The 20910-nt window shown below is 62.9% G+C and carries 22 protein-coding genes; 15 read left to right on the top strand and 7 right to left on the bottom strand.

What is annotated here, in order from left to right:
- Positions 1-8 precede the first annotated feature (8 nt).
- The 3 genes from GDN70_RS25060 (at position 9) to GDN70_RS25050 (ending at position 2952) form a co-directional block, all read left to right on the top strand.
- Positions 9-1196, top strand: a complete 1188-nt coding sequence (locus tag GDN70_RS25060; RefSeq protein WP_028143612.1) for an acetyl-CoA C-acyltransferase — start codon at positions 9-11, stop codon at positions 1194-1196.
- Positions 1197-1218: 22 nt separating this feature from the next.
- Positions 1219-2223, top strand: coding sequence for a nitronate monooxygenase family protein (locus GDN70_RS25055; RefSeq protein ID WP_038970430.1), 1005 nt, complete (start codon positions 1219-1221; stop codon positions 2221-2223).
- 117 nt (positions 2224-2340) lie between these two features.
- Positions 2341-2952 carry a TetR/AcrR family transcriptional regulator gene (locus GDN70_RS25050; protein WP_049806587.1) on the top strand — a complete coding sequence of 204 codons (612 nt, stop codon included), beginning with the start codon at positions 2341-2343 and terminating at the stop codon, positions 2950-2952.
- 92 nt (positions 2953-3044) lie between these two features.
- Here GDN70_RS25050 and GDN70_RS25045 read toward each other — a convergent pair whose 3' ends face one another.
- The 3 genes from GDN70_RS25045 to GDN70_RS25040 all read right to left on the bottom strand — a co-directional run bounded on the left by GDN70_RS25045 (position 3045) and on the right by GDN70_RS25040 (position 5225).
- Positions 3045-4205: an iron-containing alcohol dehydrogenase gene (locus tag GDN70_RS25045; protein WP_028143614.1), complete on the bottom strand. Its 1161-nt coding sequence runs from the start codon at positions 4203-4205 to the stop codon at positions 3045-3047.
- A 570-nt stretch (positions 4206-4775) separates the two neighbouring features.
- The gene (locus GDN70_RS35700) at positions 4776-4898 is read right to left on the bottom strand and encodes a hypothetical protein (RefSeq protein WP_256379433.1); all 123 of its coding nucleotides are present in this window, start codon (positions 4896-4898) and stop codon (positions 4776-4778) included.
- Between the two features lie 90 nt (positions 4899-4988).
- Positions 4989-5225: a hypothetical protein gene (locus GDN70_RS25040; RefSeq protein ID WP_028143615.1), complete on the bottom strand. Its 237-nt coding sequence runs from the start codon at positions 5223-5225 to the stop codon at positions 4989-4991.
- 483 nt (positions 5226-5708) lie between these two features.
- Here GDN70_RS25040 and GDN70_RS25035 point away from each other — a divergent pair, with 483 nt between their 5' ends.
- Complete coding sequence (locus GDN70_RS25035; RefSeq protein ID WP_038948942.1) at positions 5709-6998, top strand: c-type cytochrome; 1290 nt, start codon at positions 5709-5711, stop codon at positions 6996-6998.
- Positions 6999-7005: 7 nt separating this feature from the next.
- On the opposite strand, the gene GDN70_RS25030 is transcribed toward GDN70_RS25035, so the two are convergent.
- Together GDN70_RS25030 and GDN70_RS25025 are read right to left on the bottom strand one after the other, a co-directional pair.
- Complete coding sequence (locus GDN70_RS25030; RefSeq protein ID WP_038948941.1) at positions 7006-7305, bottom strand: hypothetical protein; 300 nt, start codon at positions 7303-7305, stop codon at positions 7006-7008.
- A 52-nt stretch (positions 7306-7357) separates the two neighbouring features.
- Complete coding sequence (locus GDN70_RS25025; protein WP_038970428.1) at positions 7358-9328, bottom strand: 4Fe-4S binding protein; 1971 nt, start codon at positions 9326-9328, stop codon at positions 7358-7360.
- 182 nt (positions 9329-9510) lie between these two features.
- Between GDN70_RS25025 and GDN70_RS25020 the strand changes: the two genes are divergently transcribed.
- From GDN70_RS25020 to GDN70_RS24975, 10 genes are all read left to right on the top strand, one after another.
- Positions 9511-10233 (top strand): biotin/lipoate--protein ligase family protein, encoded by a 723-nt coding sequence (locus GDN70_RS25020; protein ID WP_240536273.1) that lies wholly within the window; start codon positions 9511-9513, stop codon positions 10231-10233.
- Complete coding sequence (locus tag GDN70_RS25015) at positions 10230-10769, top strand: DUF6505 family protein (RefSeq protein WP_028143619.1); 540 nt, start codon at positions 10230-10232, stop codon at positions 10767-10769. Before GDN70_RS25020 ends, GDN70_RS25015 begins: the two co-directional genes overlap by 4 nt.
- Positions 10766-11773, top strand: a complete 1008-nt coding sequence (locus GDN70_RS25010; RefSeq protein WP_038948936.1) for a DUF6352 family protein — start codon at positions 10766-10768, stop codon at positions 11771-11773. The genes GDN70_RS25015 and GDN70_RS25010 overlap by 4 nt, the downstream gene beginning before the upstream one ends.
- Positions 11770-12285 carry a DUF3305 domain-containing protein gene (locus GDN70_RS25005; RefSeq protein WP_028143621.1) on the top strand — a complete coding sequence of 172 codons (516 nt, stop codon included), beginning with the start codon at positions 11770-11772 and terminating at the stop codon, positions 12283-12285. The genes GDN70_RS25010 and GDN70_RS25005 overlap by 4 nt, the downstream gene beginning before the upstream one ends.
- Positions 12282-12914, top strand: coding sequence for a DUF3306 domain-containing protein (locus GDN70_RS25000; protein WP_152103157.1), 633 nt, complete (start codon positions 12282-12284; stop codon positions 12912-12914). Before GDN70_RS25005 ends, GDN70_RS25000 begins: the two co-directional genes overlap by 4 nt.
- A 147-nt stretch (positions 12915-13061) precedes the next feature.
- Entirely contained in the window at positions 13062-13841 is a 780-nt protein-coding gene (locus GDN70_RS24995; protein WP_028143623.1) for a molecular chaperone TorD family protein, read from the top strand.
- 29 nt (positions 13842-13870) lie between these two features.
- The gene (locus GDN70_RS24990) at positions 13871-14080 is read left to right on the top strand and encodes a twin-arginine translocation signal domain-containing protein (RefSeq protein ID WP_028143624.1); all 210 of its coding nucleotides are present in this window, start codon (positions 13871-13873) and stop codon (positions 14078-14080) included.
- 12 nt (positions 14081-14092) lie between these two features.
- Positions 14093-17035, top strand: a complete 2943-nt coding sequence (locus GDN70_RS24985) for a formate dehydrogenase subunit alpha (RefSeq protein WP_038948933.1) — start codon at positions 14093-14095, stop codon at positions 17033-17035.
- A 13-nt stretch (positions 17036-17048) separates the two neighbouring features.
- On the top strand, positions 17049-17645 hold the full coding sequence (gene fdh3B, locus GDN70_RS24980) for a formate dehydrogenase FDH3 subunit beta (protein WP_028143626.1): 597 nt from the start codon (positions 17049-17051) through the stop codon (positions 17643-17645).
- Between the two features lie 39 nt (positions 17646-17684).
- Positions 17685-18686, top strand: coding sequence for a formate dehydrogenase subunit gamma (locus tag GDN70_RS24975; RefSeq protein ID WP_038948932.1), 1002 nt, complete (start codon positions 17685-17687; stop codon positions 18684-18686).
- A gap of 31 nt (positions 18687-18717) precedes the next feature.
- Here GDN70_RS24975 and GDN70_RS24970 read toward each other — a convergent pair whose 3' ends face one another.
- Both GDN70_RS24970 and GDN70_RS24965 read right to left on the bottom strand, forming a co-directional pair.
- Positions 18718-18915, bottom strand: coding sequence for a hypothetical protein (locus tag GDN70_RS24970; RefSeq protein WP_240536272.1), 198 nt, complete (start codon positions 18913-18915; stop codon positions 18718-18720).
- 773 nt (positions 18916-19688) lie between these two features.
- Positions 19689-19904, bottom strand: a complete 216-nt coding sequence (locus GDN70_RS24965) for a hypothetical protein (protein WP_038948928.1) — start codon at positions 19902-19904, stop codon at positions 19689-19691.
- Positions 19905-20583: 679 nt separating this feature from the next.
- On the opposite strand from GDN70_RS24965, the gene GDN70_RS24960 reads away from it, so the two are divergent.
- Positions 20584-20805, top strand: a complete 222-nt coding sequence (locus GDN70_RS24960) for a hypothetical protein (protein WP_244625822.1) — start codon at positions 20584-20586, stop codon at positions 20803-20805.
- Positions 20806-20910 lie beyond the last annotated feature (105 nt).

The following is a 20910-nucleotide window of genomic DNA, read 5'->3' as shown; positions in this document are numbered from 1 at the left end:
AGGCCAGCATGACGACTGAAGCAGTCATCGTTTCCACCGCACGCACGGCCGTCGGCAAGGCCTATCGTGGCGCGCTCAACAACACGGACGGCCCGACCATGGCCGGGCATGTGATGGCCGAAGCCGTGAAGCGCGCCGGCATCGCGCCGGGCGAGGTGGAAGACGTGGTGATGGGCTGCGCGATGCAGCAAGGCACCATGGTGATGAACGTGGCGCGCAAGGGCGCGATCCGCGCTGGCCTGCCCGTGACGGTGGCCGGCACCACGATCGACCGGCAATGCGCGTCCGGCCTGCAGGCCATCGCCGTTGCCGCGCGCTCGGTGATGCTGGACGGGGTCGAGGTCGCCATCGGCGGCGGGATCGAGTCGATCAGCCTCGTGCAGAACGAGCACATGAACAAATTCCACGCCGTCGACGACGAGCTGATGGCGATGAAGCCCGAAATGTACATGTCGATGCTCGATACGGCGGAGGTCGTCGCCGAGCGGTACACGATCGGCCGCGACAAGCAGGATGAGTACAGCCTCGAATGCCAGCGCCGCGTCGGCGCCGCTCTGCAAGCCGGCCGCTTCAGCGATGAAATCGTGCCGTTCACGACCAGGATGGCGCTCGTCAACAAGGACACCAAGGAGGTCACCTACGAACAGGTGACGCTCACGAAAGACGAGGGCCCGCGTCCGGAAACCACGGCCGAGGGCCTTGCCAAGATCAAGCCGGTGTTCGAGGGCAAGACCATCAGCGCGGGCAATGCCAGCCAGCTCTCGGACGGTGCTTCAGCCTGTGTGGTCACGAGCGGAAAGTTTGCAGCCAGCAAGGGGCTGAAGCCGCTCGGTATCTTCCGCGGATTCGTCGCCGCCGGCGTCGAGCCGGACGAGATGGGCGTCGGCCCGGTCGCCGCGATCCCGCGTCTGCTCAAGCGCCACGGTTTGAGGATCGACGACATCGATCTCTGGGAGCTCAACGAGGCGTATGCGGTGCAGGTGATCTATTGCCGCGACAAGCTCGGCATCGATCCGGACAAGCTCAACGTCAACGGCGGCTCGATCGCGATCGGCCACCCCTATGGCATGACCGGCTCGCGGCTCACCGGCCACCTCCTGATCGAGGGACGGCGGCGCAAGGCGAAATACGGCGTGGTGACCATGTGCATCGGTGGTGGCATGGGCGCCGCGGGCTTGTTTGAAATCATCCACTGACGGAAACGCGGGGAGATCATTCGTGAAGACAGCGATCACTGAACTGTTCGGTATCGAACATCCGATCATCCAGGGCGGAATGCACTATGTCGGCTTCGCCGAAATGGCAGCCGCGGTATCCAACGCCGGCGGGCTCGGCTTGATCACCGGCCTCACCCAACGGACGCCGGAGCTGCTTGCCAAGGAGATCGCGCGCTGCCGGGACATGACGGACAAGCCGTTCGGCGTGAACCTGACCTTCCTGCCGACCTTCAGCGCCCCGCCTTATCCGGAGTATATCGCTGCCATCAGGGAGGGCGGCGTCAGGATCGTCGAGACGGCCGGACGTAGCCCTGAACAATACATGCCGGCCCTGAAGGCGGGCGGCATCAAGGTGATCCACAAATGCACCTCGGTCCGGCATTCGTTGAAGGCCGAACAGATCGGCTGCGATGCCGTCAGCGTCGACGGCTTCGAGTGCGGCGGCCATCCGGGCGAGGATGACATGCCCAACATGATCCTGCTGCCGCGTGCGGCCGAAGAACTGAAGATCCCGTTCGTGGCATCCGGCGGCATGGCCGACGCGCGCAGCCTGGTTGCGGCGCTTGCGATGGGAGCGGCGGGAATGAACATGGGTACGCGGTTCATCGCCACCAAGGAAGCGCCGGTGCACGAGAACGTCAAGAAGGCGCTGGTCGCGGCGTCCGAGCTCGACACCAGGCTCGTTATGCGCGCGCTCCGCAACACCGAGCGGGTCCTGAACAACAAGGGCGTCGAGCATCTGCTCGAGGTCGAGCGCGAGAAGGGCAAGAGCCTCAAGATCGACGACATCCATGATCAGGTAGCGGGCGTCTATCCCAGGGTGATGATCGACGGTGACATGGACGCGGGCGCCTGGAGCTGCGGCATGGTCGTCGGACTCATTCACGATATTCCGACCGTGAAGGAGTTGATCGACCGCATCATGGCGGACGCCGAGCGATTGATCAGGGGCAGGCTGACGGGATTCCTTGATGCCGACAGTGGGGCCAATCTCAAGGTCGCGTGAAGCCACGGCTTGCGACCCGCGCTGCAGACGACATTTCGTCGTCTCTGCGCGGGCTGGAAGCTCCGGCCGTGATGGGATAGTCAACAGCGAATATCTTGTGCCATCCCGGAGCAGGCGATGCGTTACCCGAAAGACCATGGGCAGCATACCCGCAGACGCATCGTCGAAAGCGCTTCCCGCGGTCTGCGCCAGGCCGGCGCCGATGGCCTGAGTGTGGCCGACCTGATGAAGCTCGCCAATCTGACGCATGGCAGCTTCTACGCCTACTTCAAATCGCGCGACGCGTTGGTCGTCGAAGGGCTCGCCCTGGCCATGGATCGAACGATCGTGCATTGGCTCAGCCTCACGCAGGGGCTGCCCGCCGGGAAGGGATTCGACGCACTTGTCGAGTCTTACCTGGGTCCTCTCCACCGTGACGATCCGGGGCGCGGTTGCGCGTTGCCGGCCTTGGCCGCCGACATCGGACGTTCAGGTCCGGAGGCGCGGCGCACCCTTGAACGGGGGCTCAGCAAGATGATCGATATCATCGCGCGGCTGACCTCGGCGAGGCCGTCTTCGGATGTGAGACAGAGGGCCGCCGGCGCAATTGCGACCATGGTCGGTGCGGTCGTGCTGGCGCGTGCGGTCGACGACAAGCGTCTGTCCGACCTCCTGCTGGAGGCCGGACGGCAGGCTTTGGGCAGCCCGGTCGCGAGCGACTGCGAGAGAACGCATTCGGCCGACAATTGAGACACGGCTTAACTGACGTTGGCTTCTGGGCGGAGCGGGGCGATGGCGGAGGCAAGCGGCCGTGCCTCTACCATCGGCCGCCGCCTTGGCAGCTACGCGGCCATCCGCAGCAGATCGACGATTTCGGCTTGGTCGTTGAAGGGGCGCGGATTGGCTTTGACGAAGCGATGGTTGATCGCGATTTCGCTGATCTTGCCGAACTTGTCTTCGCCGATGCCGACCTCAGCGAGGCGGCCCGGTAGTCCAAGTTGCCTGACGAACTCCGCAAAGGCGTCTGCCGCGTCCCCACCGGGAGCCCCCAAAGCTGCCGCCAAACGCTTCTGCGCGTCATCGGTGAACGGCTTGTTATAGCGAAGAAGGCTCGGCATGATGACGGGCGTGCAATAATAGTGAGGAACCCCGAAAGTCCCACCAAGCACGTGGCCGATGCCGTGGCTTGCGCCCATGGGAACGCGTGCCTGCAGTCCAAAGGACGCAAGCCATGAGCCGTATTGAGACAAGCGGCGCGCCTCGAAATCGTCAGGTTGTTGCAGGGTCCGGAGCATTCCATCGCGCAGCGTGCGGATACCCGCCAGAACCACTTCGTCAGCAAGGGGGGTGCCAGCTGGCGAGCACAATGCTTCGATGCCGTGATCCATGGAGCGAGTGCCAGATCCCATCCAGAGGTTCGAAGGCGTATGAAGCGTGAGGGCAGGGTCGAGGATGACTGCCACCGGCATCATGTGGGGGTGAAAGAATATTTGCTTCAGCTTGTTGCGCTCATCGGTGACAAGCGCTGCGGCATTGTATTCGCCGCCGTTCAGCGTTGACGGCACGGCGATCTGTCGGACTGCAGGCGTTCGGAACGGGGAATGGCTCACGCCCGGGCCCATGGGGAACGGATCGAAGCCGGCTTCATCGCGGATATCGTGCTCCATCGCCATGATGACGATCTTGGCGAGGTCAACGGCAGAACCGCCGCCGACGGCCACGACGAGATCGGCGTGTGCTTCCTTGGCGTGGAGCGCAACTTCGGCAGCTTGCTTGCGCGTGGTGTGCTGTGCAATTCCGTCGAAGGTCGCAGCATGTTTGTCGCCCAGCGTATGCCGGATTTTCTCAATCTCGTCGGTCTGGGTGTTCAAGGTGCGGCTGACGATAAGGAAGACGCGCGTTGCCTTCAGTCGTTCCGCTTCTTCGTTGATGGCCTCAGCCGCCGGTTTGCCATAGATCACGCGATCAATTGCCGGAAAATTGTGTGCACCAGTCCTGCGCATTTTATCCTCCCATCGGAACTGCGGTCGAAGCGGAGATAGTCTTTTATATTATGAGTATCATGCAATAGCTGTTCAAAAATATCGCACGAACTCAGGGTTTTACGGCCTTCGCCAAGTTCCACGCGAAGCACCAGCCTGGCTTGCCGACTTCGCGGTCACCCATCCTTCGGCGCCCTTGCGCCGTCGGAAAGCCTCAGCCGCATCAATGTCTTGTAGCGGGCTCCGACGCGCCAGTTTCCTGATGCCGATTTGGGTGAAGGCCACACGGATGTGCACTCCAGCTTTCGTATGCACCGAAAGGCCAAAACGGGTAGGGCTAGTCGAGAAAAGCTGACGCCGAACGCTGCGATGGTCCACACCCTCGGCGTTTGCAGCATACCTTGCACCGCAAACGCCAAGGCCCGTGCACGAAAGTTGCTCGATGCTCTCGAACTCCTCGCGTGTCGTCTTGCCGATACAGGATGCCCCGACGGTCTCGAAAGGCGAGACGATCGTGGGGTCTTTCGCACGCGGAAGCGTGGAGAATCGCATCGGCCGACGGGGCCTAACGCTCTGCGAGATTTGAGTGTCTCAGAGACGCACGCCGGTCGTAGCAAACGCCTGGGCGACGGGCTCCTGGACCCGATTCAAGACCACCATTCCCGCAATCGCGACCACCATGGCCGCGACGCAGCCAAGAAGAAAAGCCTTCATCCGCAGCCTCCTTCGATCGAAACGTCAAGGTGTTATACGACACGGCTTGCCGCGAGCAAACTCGTTGATCGCACCAAGGCACAAGCGATCTTATGGGCTCTTGAAGATGGGATCGATGGAAAATCCATTGCCCATCAAGCCTACGGACTGAAGCGCCGCGGTATTCAGGTCGACCTCTAATATCGAAAAAAGAAGCGCAAGCACGATGGCAACGAGGATCAGGAAGGGCGAGGCTTCTCGGGAAATGGGATCTTGCGGCCCATCGAGCGCGCGGACAGCGCGCAGCCGCGCCATCATCCGCAGAAATGGCCGCGTTGGCCCCTGCATGCCAGTCGTCCTTGACGTGACCAGCGAGAGACTAGTCTTCGGACCACCGGCGTTCAAGCGGAGGATGAGCGAAGTCAGGTTGTTGCAATGCACGCTCCGGAACGGAAGGCAGCGTTGCCCTGTTTAGTACACGCACCGGAGGATCCGACGTGAAATTGCCAACAACGATCTTGTGCTTCGCGGCACTCTGCTTCTTCCAGAGCGCCTCCGCCCAACCCGCGCAAACCAGCTCGTCTGCGGCACCAACCCCTCCCGAGGAGAAGGGCCAACCACAGCCGCAAGGCTGGACGGGCCCCATCAATACAGGCTCGGGTGGCGCGCCCGCCGAAAGTCCCCAGGGTCAGAGTCCGCCTGGAATGCAGGCCGCGCCTCAAGGATCCTCCAAAACCACGACGGCACCAGCCAAATAGATCGGTTCGGATATTCTCCTCCGTCGGCTCTTCTGGCAATCTTGAGAGCGTGAACGGGACGCGGCGAGGGTCAATGAGACTACCTTTCTGCGCGGGCGGCGCCGCAGCCTTGTGGGCCATCCTGGCCGTATCATCCGTGCACGCCGACATGGCGGGACACGGCGGCTCCGTGCGGGCTCTTGCTATTTCCCCCGATGGGGACAGCCTCTTGTCCGGCAGCTTCGACTCAGCCGCCATTCGCTGGTCGCTAAAGGCGGAGACAGCGGAGGAGGTGCTGCGGTATCATGCTGATGCGGTCAATGCCGTCGCCTTTATGAACGACGGCCGCATGATCACGGCGGGTGCCGATGCACGAATTGCGGTCTGGACGGCGGGCCGGCGGCAGCCGGACCGGGTGTTCGAGGGACACGTCGGTCCAATCGTCGCACTCGCGGTCTCTCCCGACGGCGCACTGCTCGCATCGGCTTCATGGGATCGGACGGTGCGGCTCTGGTCGCTGTCGGACGGCGTGTCGCGCGTGCTCGAAGGGCATTCGCAGAACGTCAACGGCGTCGCCTTCACGCCGGACGGCAGGTCGCTCGTCAGCGCCGGCTATGACCTTACGTTGCGCATCTGGCGGTTGTCGGGCGGCCAGCCTGAAGTCGTGACGTTGCCGGCTCCGCTCAACGCAGTAGCCGTGGCGCCGGACGGTGAAATCGTCACAGGCGCGGTCGACGGCATGCTGCGGATGCTGACCACGGACGGCAAGGTCAGCGGCGAGATATCGGCCGGCCCAACACCGGTGGTGGCCGTGACCATGTCGGCCGACGGCAAGCTGATTGCCGCAGCCGGCATCGGCGGCACAGTTGCGATCATCGATCGCAAGTCGCGCAGCCTGCTACGCACGCTGGTCGGGCCCGGGCTGCCGGTGTGGTCGGTTGCCTTCCTTCCGGATCGCGAGACGCTGATGACGGGGGGCGCGGACGGCAAGATCCGGCGGTGGAATGCACGCACCGGCGATCCCGTCGGCTCGAGTCTGATGGGCTCTCCGGCCGATCCGCTCGCTGCCTATGCCGGCGATCATGGCGCCGACGTATTCCGGGCGTGCGTTGCCTGTCACACGCTGTCGGACAAGGAGGTCCAGCGCGCAGGCCCAACGCTTGCCGGACTGTTTGGCCGTAAGATCGCATCGCTGCCGGGCTACCGCTTCTCCGATGCCCTGAAGACGATGGACATCGTCTGGACGCCGGAGACGGTTGCAAAGCTGTTCGAGGTTGGACCGAATGCCTACACCCCCGGTACCAAGATGCCGGAGCAGCGCATCGGCTCGCCCGAGGATCGCCGCGCGCTCACCGATTTCCTTGGCCGCGTGACGTCGCGATAGCTGCCTCTCAGATCGAATCCCAATTGTCCATCGGAAGATCCCTCATCTCCGGATGTTGCTTGAGGATCTGAATGACGTCGATGCTGGGGTGCTCCTTGAGCGCTTCCGCGACGCAGTGATTGACGTATTTGCGACGCGACAGCCATGCGATCTTCTTGCCCTTGGCCTCGGCTTTGCAGGCGGCGATCGCCTGTTTCACGGCAACCTTTTGTGCCTTGGTCAGTGGAGGAGCGGCAGCTTCGGCCGCTGTGCCGGCGAAAGCGATGGAGATCAAGCACGTCGACAGAGCTGTGATCAAACGAGACATGGTGATGCTTCCCCTGGTTTCCTGCCCCTGCGTAGATGTCTGCTGGTCTTGTCTAGTCCTTGCCCTCGCGCTGACGTAGGTAGTCGTCCGTCGTTCGCGGCGGCGTGCGTTCGGGAATGCCCTTGAACGGATTGAACTGCTGCTCGCTCATGACGATGACGCGGCAGTCGGCGCACATCTTGAGCGCCTCGATCCGTTTGTCGCCGGCGGGATACATCCAGTGCCGCCCCTCGAGCTTGGCGGCGATCCGGTCGATCGTGCTCTTCACCCCGAACGCCGTGCCGCAGCGGACACAGAGCGCGGGCTCCTCTTCCTTGATGACCGCGGCGGGAGCGCGGGCGGCGCGGAAATCGATCTGCGGCTTGAGCGTGATGACCTTTTCCGGACAGGTGGTCTGGCACAGGCCGCATTGCACGCAGGCGTCCTCGATGAATTTCAGCACCGGCCGCTCGGGATCGTCGCGCAGCGCGCCGGTCGGGCAGGCGGAGACACACGAGAGACACAGCGTGCACCCGTCCGTGTCGACGCTGATCGCGCCGACTGGAGCGCCCTGCGGCAGCGCAATCACGTCCACCGGCTTTGGCGCAAGACGATGCAGCTCGCTGAGGCCGAAGCGCAGGAGGTCGCGCCGCTTGCCGACGGTTCTGAAGGTCGCCGGTGTTGCGACCGCCGCAAGCGGGCCGATGCCGGTCAGATGGCTGCCGAGCGCGTCAGGGTCGTCGGTCTCGATCGTGGCGACGCGCTGGCCATCAAAGCCGAGACCGCCAAGGATCGCATCGGCCATGCCGATCGTCTGCGATAGTCCGGTCACATCGTGGCGCGGCTTTGCGCGCAGCAGATAGCGCACGGCTGTTACACCATAAGCGAATGCGCCGACGATCGCTTCCAACCCGACCTGCGTGAGTTCGTTGACGACAAAGGGAAGCACGTTCGCGGGAAGACCGTCGCCATGTCGTGCCAGAGCTTCGATCAACGGTGTGCCGTGCGAGCCGTCATGGAACAGCAGCACCGCGTTGGCGCCGCCGGCCGCGTGGTAGGCGAGCAGCATGGCGCGAAGTCTTTGAAGCTGCGTATCGGCGGGCGGTAACGTGTAAGATGCAGCGCCAGTCGGGCAGGCGGCGGCGCATTGCCCGCAGCCCGCGCAGATGTTCGGATCAACAGCGACATGATCGCCGGCGGGCGTGATTGCGCCGGTCGGGCAGAGATCGAGGCAGCGATGGCACCCCGTGCGCTTCGAGCGCGAATGGGCGCAAAGACCGGGCGTAACGTCGACATATTTCGGCTTGTCGAAGCTGCCGACGAGGTCGCGTGCGGTCAAGACGGCGCGCAGCACCGCGGCGGGATCGTTCGGGTCGGCGCGGAGATACCCGTCGCGCAGGTCGTGTGCGGGAAACAGCGGCATCCCGCCCGAAAGGTCCAGCACGATATCGCAGTGCGACGTCACTCCGTCTCGGGAAGCGTCAAGCACGAAGCGATCGCGCGAGGAGGGGCGGGGCCTGGCATAGTCGTCGATCATGAGCTCGAAGGCGCCAAAGTGTCCTTTTGCAGAGCGGATGGTGCCCCTCACGATCGGGAAGACCGTTGCCGCCTGCGGCACGGTGTCACTGATCTGCTTCAGCATGACCGTGACGTCGAGGTGATCCGCAAGCAGCCGGCCGGCCTCGATCGCAGCTTCGTTGCGCCCATAGATCAGGATCACGCCGTCGCTCGACAGGGTGACCAGCGGATAGTCGGGCGCCGGGATGGAGGCGGCCGCCAACAGGGCGACCATTTTCGCGCCGGCGCGCGCCCCTTCGTGTGACCAGCCGGCCGTCTCACGGATATTGACAAAGCTGATCGCCTTGGCCCGTTCGCCGGCCTCGTCCGAAAACTGCGCGGCCTGCTGCGTGCAGGCGACCGTCAGCGGGCCAGTCTCCGCGGCTGCCTTGCGAAAATGATCGAGTTCGGGCCCGCAGAGATGGCGAAAGCCTCTGATCTCGCTGTTCGGACATCCGCGCCGGATCGCGGCCATGTCGAGACGCATCGTGTCTTCGCACGAGCAGATCAAGACGGTCTTCGACGGCTGCGACAGGTTAATCCCTCCGCTAGTCGGGCGCCGACTGTGGACTCGCGCCGGCCCTTTGCCTCGTATAGACATTATCCATCGGGAAGAAAAGGAAAGCGGAGGACGGCCTGCCGTCGACCCCAGTCAGCCACGTTTCCCCGGTGGAACCGATCCGCCTGCCGCCGCCGTTCACCTTGGTGCGGCTGCGCGAGAGTGGCGATGCTTTTGCCCATGCATGCCGCATTGCACCGGAGAGTGGTGCGGGCACATTGGTCTATGTCGGCCGCTTCGATCTTGCTGAGTTTGCCGTGGTCCTTGAGCCCCGAGAGCCTCTGTGCAGCGCGCGTCGCGCGTTCTACGCCGGCATGGTCGCACTCACCGATGCGCTGCGCGCCTATGCGCCGCCGAGCAAGCCGATCACCATCGATTGGCCTGACGCGGTCAGGGTCGACGGGGGATTGGTCGGCGGCGGACGGTTGGGATGGCCACGCGACGCCGACGAAGACACACCGCCGCCATGGCTGGTGTTTGGCGCCATGATCCGGACGGTTGCCATGGACGACGACGAGCCGGGCGTTCACCCGCTTGCCTCGGCGCTCGACCAGGAAGGGTTTGGTGAGGCCGGCGCCGAGCAATTGACAGAGAGCTTTGCCCGGCACCTGATGCTGGTGATTGACGGCTGGCAGGCAGACGGTTTTGACGGTGTCGCGCGCGATTATGTCTCGCGTATGCCGCGCGAGCGACAGACCGTGCGGCGCATCGACGATCTCGGCGATCTGCTGACGCGCCGGGTTGGGGCGGGCGCGATCGAGCGTGGCGACCTCGTCCAGGCGCTTGCGACCCCATCCTGGCTCGATCCGGCACTCGGGGGGCCGCGGCTGTGAAGCTCCTGCGTACCATCGCGCTCGATCCCTCCGACACATTCGTGTTTGACGTGGCGGCAGAGCCGGGCGAATGGGCCGTCTCCGGCGTTTTCCGCTTTTGGGATTGCGATCCTGCGAAGCTCGAGGGCAAGGCGCGCGCGGCCTTCCGCGGCGGTTTCCTCGGGGTGCAGTCCTGGGGCTGGTCGACGCTGGCGCAGATCGTTCCGGCCACCGAGGACGATTACCGCAACCTGGTCGATCTCCTTGCCGGGCAACTGGTCGATCGTTTCGGCGCGCCGGATATGGCGACAGCGAAGAGCGCCGCAGAAGAGGAGGTGGCGTTTTCGCAGTCGCTCTGCAGCCATCCGATCAGCTCCCTTGTTGCGGTGCACCGGGCCGTAAGCGACGGCGAGGTCCGCGAGTCCTTCCGCCGACTGCAACTGCGCGAAGGGCAGGGGCACGGCAAGGCGTTCTCGTTCATGGAAATGGAGGACGACATCGAGCCTGACGGCAATCTCAAGCTTGTGGATCTGGGCCGGAGGCCAACTGCCAGATGAACGATTTCTGGATTGCCTGCGGCCATCATCTGCTCGATCGCGACGAGGGCGGCGGGCTCCGCGTTACCGACGAATTCCTCAAGGCCTATTTTGCCCGTCCCGAACTGATGCCGCCGGAGGATGCGTGTCAGGTCGAACGCCGGCTGCACCGGGAATTGCTCTCCGATCCGCGCCAACCGGTCAGCGCCGGCGAAATCGCCGGTATTGCCGATCCCGACGCCCGGGAGAACTGGCAGTTCGTGCTGGCCTTTCGCGATCTCCTGTTGCGGCATCCGACGCTCGAAGCTGCTTATCTTGCAACGGTGCGCGCAGGCGCGAACGATCTGCCGCCGCTGTTCGTCAATCAGCTCGTGCACGTCATCCTGCGCAATGCGCTCGACGGTTGCGACGATCCGTTCGTGCTGCGCGCGGCCGAACTGTTCTTCCGGGCCCAGCGGATTCTGCCGCATGAGCAGGCCCTGCTGCTCGGCGACGAGGAGATTGTCGGCGGAATTAGCCCAACTCCGGTGCTATCGCTGATGTCGATGCTAGGCGCCACAACCGATGCGGTGGTCGATGTCTTGAACGCGGAGAATGTTGCTGCCTATTGGCAGCGCAGCGACCAGTTCGACATGGCCTTCGACCTCACGGCCGACGGCTTGGGGCCGACCGCCCTGGCGCAGGTGATGAGGCGCTGGCTCTCTCATCTGCTCGGTTTTGACGTCACGATCGAACCGCTGCGCGCACTGCAGGACGCAAAGCTCACCTGGTATGTCGGGCTCGATGCCGATGCCACAAGGCTCGGCGATCGTCTCTGGCACGGCGAGGAGCTCGACGGGCCCAGCGCCGAGCGTGTGCTCGCGCTCTTCCGCCTCACCTTCGTCGATTCAATGCTCGCGCTCGACGATGTCGAGGACGAGCCGGTCTACCTGATCCTGTCGATGTCGGCGGATCAAAAACTGCGCATGAAGCCCCAGAATCTGCTGACAGGCTTGCCGGTCAAACGTCTGGAGATGGTGACATGAGCCCCGCGGCGCTGCCATTGCTGTCGATTCCGGTCGGTGTCGTGGTCGAGCGGCGCAAGGCCGACTCCCCTTGGGTCGATTTCATCTGGCGTGGCGTCGCCATCCTGCCGGACGAGCCCGCCATGAGACCCTGGACCGTGCTTCGCGAGCAGGACGGCACGACGCTGTTCTATGCCGGAAGCGCGACCGTGGATCTTTATCCGTCCGAGACGGCGCGCTATCGCGACAATCTCGCCTCCGGCAGTCCGAGCATCTGGACCGTGCTGTCCCCTTCGGAAGGCGTGTGGCCCTATGTCGTCACGACCGTTACCGCCGATCCCTCGGAAGGCGAGGGCTTTACCGAGGCTGCCGACAATCTCGTCGAGGCGGTGCCGATGCCGGAGGTGCTGAGGGAGGCGATTGAAAGCTTCATTGTCGAGCACCATGTTGAGCGGGAATTCGTCAAGCGCAAGCGGCGCCGGGCTGACCCCGAGGCGCTCGCCCGGCGCGAACATGAAGGCGGACAGGAATGAGCGAGGAAGAGTTCCTTGCGCGTTGGTCCCGCCGCAAGCGCGAGTCGCGACCAGAGCCGGCGAAGCCTGGGGCGCAGCCCGCGCCGCCGCCCGAGGCCAAGGATGGTGCAAAGGACGTTGCGAAGGACGGCGAGAGCGAGTTCGACCTCTCAAGCCTGCCATCGATCGACGAGATCAACGCTGCGACCGACGTCACCGCGTTCCTGCGCAAGGGTATTCCACAGGAGTTGAGCCGTGCGGCCCTTCGCCGCGCTTGGGTCGCCGATCCTGCCATCCGCGACTTCGTCGGGCTTGCGGAGAACGCATGGGATTTCAACGACCCGACCGCAATGCCGGGATTTGGACCGCTGGATTGTACCTCGGAAGAACTGGCGGCTCTCGTCGATCGCGTCATTGGCGGTGTGCGCGAAGTGGCAGAGTCATTGCCCGATGCGCTTGGTGAATCAGTGGATTCTTCGGAGGAATTGCATCAAGCCGACACGAGCGCTGCCCTCGAGGCTCCTGAGCAGGCGAATGCGCCGGAACTGCCAACAGCCCCTGTTGCAGCGCAACCGATCGGGGCGGAGAGACACGCGGATTTTGCCGAGCCCGTCATGCCGCGCACGCATGGTGGTGCACTGCCGTCCTGAGCAGCGCGACGAAAGGCTATAGCCTCCGGCTATGGCCAAGCGATTGACCGTCCGTGGAACCAGGACTACCCTCCGCATACTGCTTTGTAACAAAAGAATAATCGAGCAGGTGGGACTAGGCAGACGGGACTCGGATGGGAGGTCCACGTGCGGGATGACGGTCTTGATCGCGCGATCGATGCCGCGGGCGGCATAGCCGAGCTTGCGCGCAAAATCGGCATCAGCCAGCCATCCGTCTCGAACTGGACCAAGGTACCCGCACAACGGGTGGTTGCAGTCGAAGCCGCCACCGGCGTAGCTCGCAACGATCTGCGGCCCGATCTCTACAGCGAACAGGCCTTCTCCGCAGAACCACTCGATCCCGTCGATGCGGCGCGCGCGCAGGAATACGCGCTTCTGGCAACGCTTCTATCTGCGCCACCGTCGCGACGATTGCTCGACCAGCTTTCCATGTTGACGGGCGACGCGACGCCGCTCGGGCGCGCGCATGTTGCGTTGGCTGAGGCGGCCTCAAGCGCTGTCGCGGCGAAAGCCGAGCGCGAATATTTCGACCTGTTCGTCGGGCTCGGCCGCGGGGAATTGCTGCCCTATGCCTCGTACTACCTCACCGGCTTCCTCAACGAGCGGCCGTTGTCACGGCTGCGCGCGGATATGGCCGCGCTCGGCATCGAGCGGGTCGCCAACAATTCCGAGCCCGAGGATCACGCCGCCATCCTCTGCGAGATCATGTCGGGCTTTGCCGACGGCAGCCTCGACGCCTCGCCGGAGGCTCAACGCGCCTTTTTTGAAAAACACGTGTCGCCCTGGATCGGGCGGCTGTTCGCCGACATGGAAAGCACCGACAACGCCCGATTCTATCGGGTCGTGGGGGCGCTCGGCCGTGCCTTTATCGAGATCGAGACGGAAGCATTCACATTCGCCAACTGACCGACGCGCGTCGGTGCGGGAGAGATGCGATGAGTGACGAGACGAAAGCCAAGGTGGGACGCCGCGATTTCCTGCGCAAGGTCGGCATCGGCACGGTCGGCGCCGGCGCGACGCTCGCGACACCGCTGGTCGGGCCGGCACAAGCCGACAGCGAGAACAACGATGAGAAGCGCAAGGCGCGCTACAAGGAATCCGACCACGTAAAAACCTATTACCGCGTCAATCGCTATCCGGCTTGAGGGAGGCTTCCCGTGCTTATCAAGCGAACACACCAGCGTTCCGATCGTCGCGGCTCCGTCGCTGAATCCCTTGCGGGTCAGGCCGGCGGTCTGGATCGCCGTTCCTTCCTGCGCAGGTCCGGCCTTGCCGGCGGCGCGCTTGCGGCACTCAGCACCATGCCGATCGGCAGTGTGCGCAAGGCGGAAGCCGCGGTGGCCGGACCGCTCGCGGCCGGGGCCGTCGTCAAGAAGAGCATCTGCACTCATTGCGCCGTCGGATGCACGGTGACCGCGGAAGTGCTCAACGGCGTCTGGATCGGCCAGGAGCCGAGCTGGGATTCGCCGATCAACCGCGGCTCACATTGTGCGAAAGGTGCCTCCGTACGCGAGCTCGTGCACAGTGATCGGCGGTTGCGCTATCCGATGAAGCTTGTGAACGGCCAATGGACGCGCGTGTCCTGGGACACCGCGGTGAACGAGATCGGCGACAAGCTCTTACAGGTTCGCGAAAAATCGGGCAGCGATTCCGTCTACTGGCTCGGTTCCGCCAAGATGACGAACGAGGGCTCCTATCTGTTCCGCAAGCTCGGCGCGTTCTGGGGGACCAACAACACCGACCACCAGGCGCGTATCTGCCATTCCACCACGGTCACGGGCGTCGCCAATACCTGGGGCTACGGTGCCATGACCAACAGCATCAACGACATGCGCAACTCCAAGACGATGCTGTTCATCGGTAGCAATGCCGCGGAGGCGCATCCCGTCAGCATGCAGCATCTCCTGGAATCGAAGGAGCTCAACAAGGCGAACTTCATCGTCTTCGATCCGCGCCTGACCCGCACCGCGGCCCATGCCACCGAATATGTTCGGATCCGTCCCGGCACGGACATTCCCGTGCTCTACGGCATGATGTGGCACATCCTGAAGAACGGCTGGGAGGACAAGGAGTTCATCGCCTCGCGCGTCTACGGTTTCGACGATTTGCGCAAGGAGGTCGAGAAGTGGAATCCGCAGGAGGTCGAACGCGTCACCGGCGTGCCCGCTGCGCAGCTCGAACGCGTCGCCAAGATGTTCGCGACCGTGAAGCCCGCGACCATCATCTGGTGCATGGGGCAGACCCAGCACACCGTCGGCACGGCCAATGTGCGGGCGAGCTGCATCGCGCTGCTGATGACCGGCAATGTCGGCAAGGCGGGCGCCGGTGCCAACATCCTGCGCGGCCATGACAACGTGCAAGGCGCAACCGACGTTGGCCTCGATATCGTGACCCTGCCGTTCTATTACGGCCTTGCGGAAGGCGCCTGGAAGCACTGGTCGCGGGTCTGGGAGGTCGACTACGAGTACCTGGTCTCCCGCTTCGACGAGAAGAAGCAGATGGAGACCCCAGGCATCCCGCTGACGCGATGGTTCGATGCTGCGCTGTTGCCGAAGGCCGACGTTGCACAGAAGGACAACGTCAAGGCCGTATTCGTGCAAGGCCACGCCAGCAACAGCATCACCCGCATTCCGGAATCGATGAAGGGTTTGAAGGCACTGGACCTGCTGGTGATCGCGGATCCGCACCCGACCACCTGGGCGTCGCTCGCGGTCGAGGCCGGACGGAAGGACGGCGTCTATATCCTGCCTGTCGCCACGCAATTCGAATGCTCGGGATCGCGCGTCGCCTCCAACCGCTCGATGCAGTGGGGCGAGCAGATCGTCAAGCCGATCTTCGAATCCAAGGACGATCTCGAGGTCATCTACCTGATGGCGAAGAAGTTCGGCTTCGCCGACAAGATGTTCAAGAACATCAAGGTCGAGAACAACCTTCCGCTCGCCGAGGACGTGCTCCGCGAGATCAACCGCGGAAGCTGGTCGACCGGCTATTGCGGCCAGTCGCCGGAGCGCATCAAGGCGCATATGAAGAACCAGAACAAATTCGATCTGGTGACGATGCGCGCGCCGAAGGACGATCCGGAGGTCGGCGGCGACTATTACGGCCTGCCCTGGCCGTGTTGGGGCTCGCCGGAGGTGAAACATCCCGGCTCGCCGCTGCTCTACAACAACAATTTGCATGTCATGGACGGCGGCGGCGCTTTCCGCCCACGCTTCGGCATCGAGCGCGAGGAAAAACTGCCGGACGGCACGACGCGGAAGGTGAGCCTGCTTGCCGACAAATCCTTTTCCAAGGGGTCGGAGATCGAGGACGGCTACCCCGAGTTCACGCTGGCAAGCCTGAAGAAGCTCGGCTGGGACAAGGATCTCACCGAGGCTGAAATGGCGACGATCCAGAAGGTCAACGCGGCTAATCCGGATGCCGTATCCTGGGCACTCGACCTCTCAGGCGGCATCCAGCGCGTCGCGCTGAAGCACGGCTGCGTGCCCTTCGGCAACGGCAAGGCGCGCATGAACGCGTTCGGTCTGCCGGATCCGATTCCGGTGCATCGTGAACCGATCTATACGCCGCGCGTCGACCTGGTGGAGAAGTATCCAACCCTGCCTGACGCCAAGCAGTTCCGTCTGCCCAATATCGGCTTCTCCGTGCAGAAGGCGGCGGTCGAAAAGGGGATCGCAAAGCAGTTTCCGCTCATCCTCTCCTCGGGGCGGCTGGTGGAGTATGAGGGGGGCGGGGAGGAGACGCGCACCAATCCCTGGCTCGCCGAATTGCAGCAGGACATGTTCATCGAGATCAGCGTCGCCGATGCCGCCGATCGCGGCATCAAGGACGGCGGCTGGGTCTGGGTGAGCGGCGCCGAAAACAATTCGCGCGCCCGGATGAAGGCGCTGGTTACGGAGCGTGTCGGCAAGGGCGTGGCCTGGATGCCGTTCCACTTCGGCGGCTGGCTGGGCGGCGCCGACCTGCGCAAGAACTATCCGGCCGGCACCGACCCGATCGTGCTCGGTGAGAGCGCCAACACCATCACGAGCTACGGCTACGACCCGGCGACGGGCATGCAGGAGCCGAAGGTCACGCTTTGTCAGATCGTCGCGGCTTGAGGGAGCAACGAACATGGCTCGAATGAAGTTTCTTTGCGACGCTGACCGGTGCATCGAATGCAACGCCTGCGTCACGGCGTGCAAGAACGAACACGAGGTGCCCTGGGGCATCAACCGGCGCCGCGTCGTCACCATCAACGACGGCAAACCGGGCGAGCGCTCGATCTCGATGGCCTGCATGCACTGCACGGACGCGCCTTGCGCGGCCGTGTGTCCGGTGAACTGTTTCTACACCACGGCGGATGCCGTGGTGCTGCACTCCAAGGATCTCTGCATCGGCTGCGGCTATTGCTTCTACGCCTGTCCCTTCGGGGCGCCGCAATATCCGAAGGTCGGCAATTTCGGCTCGCGCGGCAAGATGGACAAATGCACCTTTTGCGCGGGCGGCCCCGAGGCCGACGGCAGCAAGGAAGAATACGAGAAATACGGTGCGAACCGGCTGGCCGAAGGCAAGCTGCCGCTCTGCGCCGAAATGTGCTCGACCAAGTCGTTGCTCGCCGGCGACGGCGAGATCATTGCCCAGATCTACAAAGAGCGGGTCATGAAGCGCGGCTATGGTTCGGGCGCGTGGGGCTGGAAGACCGCCTATCGCGAGACGATCGAATCTTGAGGTGGGCAGCCGAGGGCGCGCAATACCGGGGAGGACGTGATGGCGTCATTTGGAATGTTCATTCGCCTGGCTTTCGGCGTCTGCACGCTGCTTCTCTTGGTGATGGCGGCGCCCGCGAGTGCTCAACAGGTCAATCCGACTGCAAGTTCGGTCAAGGAGCAGCAGCTTCTGCAGGAGCTGAACCGGATCCAGGGCCGGGTGAGCATTCCGGACCAGCGGTCCGGCGTCCTGGAGCAGCCACAGGGACGTGAGTGGCGCGAGTTCCGCGATGTCACGCTGCGCTGGATCGGTGGCATCGCGATCATCGGGATGACCGCCCTGATCATGATCTTCTATCTCACCCGCGGCATGGTCCGGCTGGAAAGTGGCCGATCGGGTCGTACCATCGTGCGCTTCAACGTCTTCGAGCGCTTCGTGCACTGGATGACGGCAACCTGCTTCATCATCCTGGCGATCTCCGGCCTCAACATCACCTTCGGCCGGCCGCTGCTCTTGCCGCTGATCGGCTTCGAGGCCTTTTCCGAATGGTCGCAATGGGCGAAGTACGCCCACAATTATCTGAGCTTCCCGTTCACGCTCGGCGTGGTCCTGATCTTCCTGATGTGGATTGGCGGCAACATTCCCAACAAGGTGGATATCGAATGGGCGAAACGTGGCGGCGGCTTGTTCGGGCATGACCATCCGCCGGCCAATCGCTTCAATGGCGGGCAGAAGGCGATTTACTGGATCGTCGTGATCGGCGGCGGGCTCGTCGCCGCGACCGGCTATGCGCTGATGTTTCCGTTCTACGGCACGGGGATCGAGGGCATGCAGATTGCCCAGGTGGTGCACTCCGTCGTGGCCGTCTTGTTTGTCGCGGCGATGCTCGCGCACATCTATATCGGCACGATCGGAATGGAAGGTGCGTTCGAGGCCATGGGCACGGGTGAGGTCGACGTCAATTGGGCTCGCGAGCACCATAGCCTCTGGTTCGACCAGGAGACGGCACGAGCGGGGCCAAACGACGGACAGTCACGACCCGCAACCGAGGCGGCCGAGTAAGACGGACAGCCGGGAAAGCGGGCGGTTCGCTCTATTGCGCCGGTTCTTTCGCAAACAAGATCGAACGGTCCTGCATCTCCTGTTCAGGGAGCTTGTTTGCCTGACCTGTCTGCAGTTCCTGGATGGATGGCATGCCGCTCTGGTCGAACAGTGCGTGCGATCTGAGCATGCTGTTGGCCGCTCCGGCGAGAAGCAAGGCTGCAATGAGCGAGAGCATGAGGCGTTTCATGCGCATCTCCGTCTGCCATGTCCACCCAGCACGACGGATACACGTATATTGTCTTGCGCAATGTGAGCCACTTCACAGCCAGCGGTTCCAAAGTCGTCGATGCGTTCCGTCCAACGAAGCCGGAAGTATGAAGCGAGGAAACTGGAAGAGCTCGATCGGACTCGCGCCAACACGCTCTGCGCCGTCTGTTGTGATGCGGCTTTGTCGTGATGAAAGCCGGAATCAGGGTTCAAGCCTGCGATGTATGCCGGCCAGCGCCTGTCGAAAGCGGGCTAGAGAGAACACGGCACGCTTGCGGTGAATAGGCCTTGCGCATCCATGCTGGTCCTTGATTCAGCCAGCATGATGATCAGAATTGCACTGACCCGGGAATCGTTCGCGTGCGATATCTCGTTGCTCGGGGCCTTCGCGCACGCGACGCCGATTGCCGTCTTTCTCCCGAGCGCCGTGCTTCCGCCCTTCGTACTCTCTCCCGGAGCCGCTTCAATTGAGCGAGCAGGCTAACGAGCTCGATCGCTGTATGATGCAGAACAGCCAGGCTGCAAAACCCACTACTCACTATAATACCCCAACAGGCCTTGCCGAAGCCGTGACGGAAAGATCGAATTTGTGACGACGTGCCAATAATTTGTAAGCAATGGATCCCGGAGCCGTCCGTTCGCTTTACGACGATACGCAGAAATATTTTCGAGCACTCTAGTGCATTGCACCAAAATGCTCGCATCGGAAAAGGGAATTTGGACGCGCTCTTTCAAACGGCCTTGGCATTTATGTCAGCGCGAAGGAGCCGCACGAAGGATATCCACCGTCCGGATGATTGACTCTTCGACCCAGGCCTCGCGGGCGAACCAGTTATGATTGGCCTCACAGATTGGGCAACGAGTATTGCCGAAAAACACGATGCTCCGCAGGAAAGTCTCGCGATCGGATTTGATGCCGGTAGGAATCGCGCGACCCGTTTGCGGACACTCGACCATGACCATACCCATGTGAGCCTCCCAGAAACATACTGCTGAAAAAGGGGCCGGTCGGCTGGAGTGCGCTCTCGTCGGTGCGGGTTACTTGGGGGGGCATCGCACCTGGGGTCGTTGTCGAGCAAAGGGCAGCTTGCTCGTGACGACGCTTCTCCAACCGACCGGATTCCTGCTTGGCGAATTCTCGGGGATACCGCCGGCTTTGGCCGGCAGGCCTATGAAATGAGGCTTCGGCTTCAACCGAAGGCTTCTGGGAGGCCCCTCACAATTAGCATGTTCAAATCCCTGCGGCTTCGTGCCGAATATTCCGCTCGCAACGAAGCCAATATCTTCCCTTTGACGGACAGATCAGCCAACCGGATCACTGGTCTCACTCCCCCCTCACGCAATTCGTCAACATTATCGTTTTTTTATTTAATGCGCAATTAAATGCGCGTTGTCGGTCCGGTTTGCGACTCTCGACCGATTTATTTTGCGGGCTGTCGCGGCGGGCCCTTTCGCACGCTCAGCCTATCCCTCGCCACCTGCCATCAGTTCGGCGCGCGCTGCGATTTGGCTTTGGTAAACGGGTGGTTAGGTTCGGTTCAAATATGAAATAAATTTTGATTATATGGCACTGATGTAAATATCGTTGTTAATTGCTGCCGATCACGTAAGCTAAGCTCGTCCAGGTTTTGTTCGGCTGGAGGAGACAATGTGGGATTTAACTCTTAGCGAGTACGATTTCGCCCCCGATGCGCCGCAGTTGGCCCAGATGCGTGCCGAATTGGTAGGTATTGGCGAGAAGGAGCGCATTCTGCGGGAACGCAGTGCCGATCGCGAAGCCTATCGGTACCTCCTGGATGCTCATCGGTTGAGTGCGGGCGCGCTTTCTTTGAGAGCAGGTGTTGAACATTTCTCCGGAGGGAGGGGGTAGGGCGGTCAGCTGTGGCGTGCCGGACCTGATTGTCGTTTCGAAACGAGACCGATTGGGTCACTTGTGCCCGGCAGACGGGAATTGCCGCGCCGCGGACGGTTCAGA

Origin of the sequence: Bradyrhizobium sp. TM102, from assembly GCF_009176685.1 — a bacterium.
Lineage (GTDB): Bacteria > Pseudomonadota > Alphaproteobacteria > Rhizobiales > Xanthobacteraceae > Bradyrhizobium > Bradyrhizobium ottawaense.
This window is presented reverse-complemented; position numbering and strand designations above follow the sequence as displayed.

Excerpts from the sequence above, each read along its gene's own strand:
- GDN70_RS25060 (WP_028143612.1), top strand. The coding sequence starts at position 9 with ATGACGACTGAAGCAGTCATCGTTTCCACCGCACGCACGGCCGTCGGC.
- GDN70_RS25050 (WP_049806587.1), top strand. The coding sequence starts at position 2,341 with ATGCGTTACCCGAAAGACCATGGGCAGCATACCCGCAGACGCATCGTC.
- GDN70_RS25045 (WP_028143614.1), bottom strand. The coding sequence starts at position 4,205 with ATGCGCAGGACTGGTGCACACAATTTTCCGGCAATTGATCGCGTGATC.
- GDN70_RS35700 (WP_256379433.1), bottom strand. The coding sequence starts at position 4,898 with ATGAAGGCTTTTCTTCTTGGCTGCGTCGCGGCCATGGTGGTCGCGATT.
- GDN70_RS25040 (WP_028143615.1), bottom strand. The coding sequence starts at position 5,225 with ATGCAGGGGCCAACGCGGCCATTTCTGCGGATGATGGCGCGGCTGCGC.
- GDN70_RS25035 (WP_038948942.1), top strand. The coding sequence starts at position 5,709 with ATGAGACTACCTTTCTGCGCGGGCGGCGCCGCAGCCTTGTGGGCCATC.
- GDN70_RS25030 (WP_038948941.1), bottom strand. The coding sequence starts at position 7,305 with ATGTCTCGTTTGATCACAGCTCTGTCGACGTGCTTGATCTCCATCGCT.
- GDN70_RS25025 (WP_038970428.1), bottom strand. The coding sequence starts at position 9,328 with ATGCGTCTCGACATGGCCGCGATCCGGCGCGGATGTCCGAACAGCGAG.
- GDN70_RS25010 (WP_038948936.1), top strand. The coding sequence starts at position 10,766 with ATGAACGATTTCTGGATTGCCTGCGGCCATCATCTGCTCGATCGCGAC.
- GDN70_RS25005 (WP_028143621.1), top strand. The coding sequence starts at position 11,770 with ATGAGCCCCGCGGCGCTGCCATTGCTGTCGATTCCGGTCGGTGTCGTG.
- GDN70_RS25000 (WP_152103157.1), top strand. The coding sequence starts at position 12,282 with ATGAGCGAGGAAGAGTTCCTTGCGCGTTGGTCCCGCCGCAAGCGCGAG.
- GDN70_RS24990 (WP_028143624.1), top strand. The coding sequence starts at position 13,871 with ATGAGTGACGAGACGAAAGCCAAGGTGGGACGCCGCGATTTCCTGCGC.
- fdh3B (WP_028143626.1), top strand. The coding sequence starts at position 17,049 with ATGGCTCGAATGAAGTTTCTTTGCGACGCTGACCGGTGCATCGAATGC.
- GDN70_RS24975 (WP_038948932.1), top strand. The coding sequence starts at position 17,685 with ATGGCGTCATTTGGAATGTTCATTCGCCTGGCTTTCGGCGTCTGCACG.
- GDN70_RS24970 (WP_240536272.1), bottom strand. The coding sequence starts at position 18,915 with ATGAAACGCCTCATGCTCTCGCTCATTGCAGCCTTGCTTCTCGCCGGA.
- GDN70_RS24965 (WP_038948928.1), bottom strand. The coding sequence starts at position 19,904 with ATGGGTATGGTCATGGTCGAGTGTCCGCAAACGGGTCGCGCGATTCCT.
- GDN70_RS24960 (WP_244625822.1), top strand. The coding sequence starts at position 20,584 with ATGTGGGATTTAACTCTTAGCGAGTACGATTTCGCCCCCGATGCGCCG.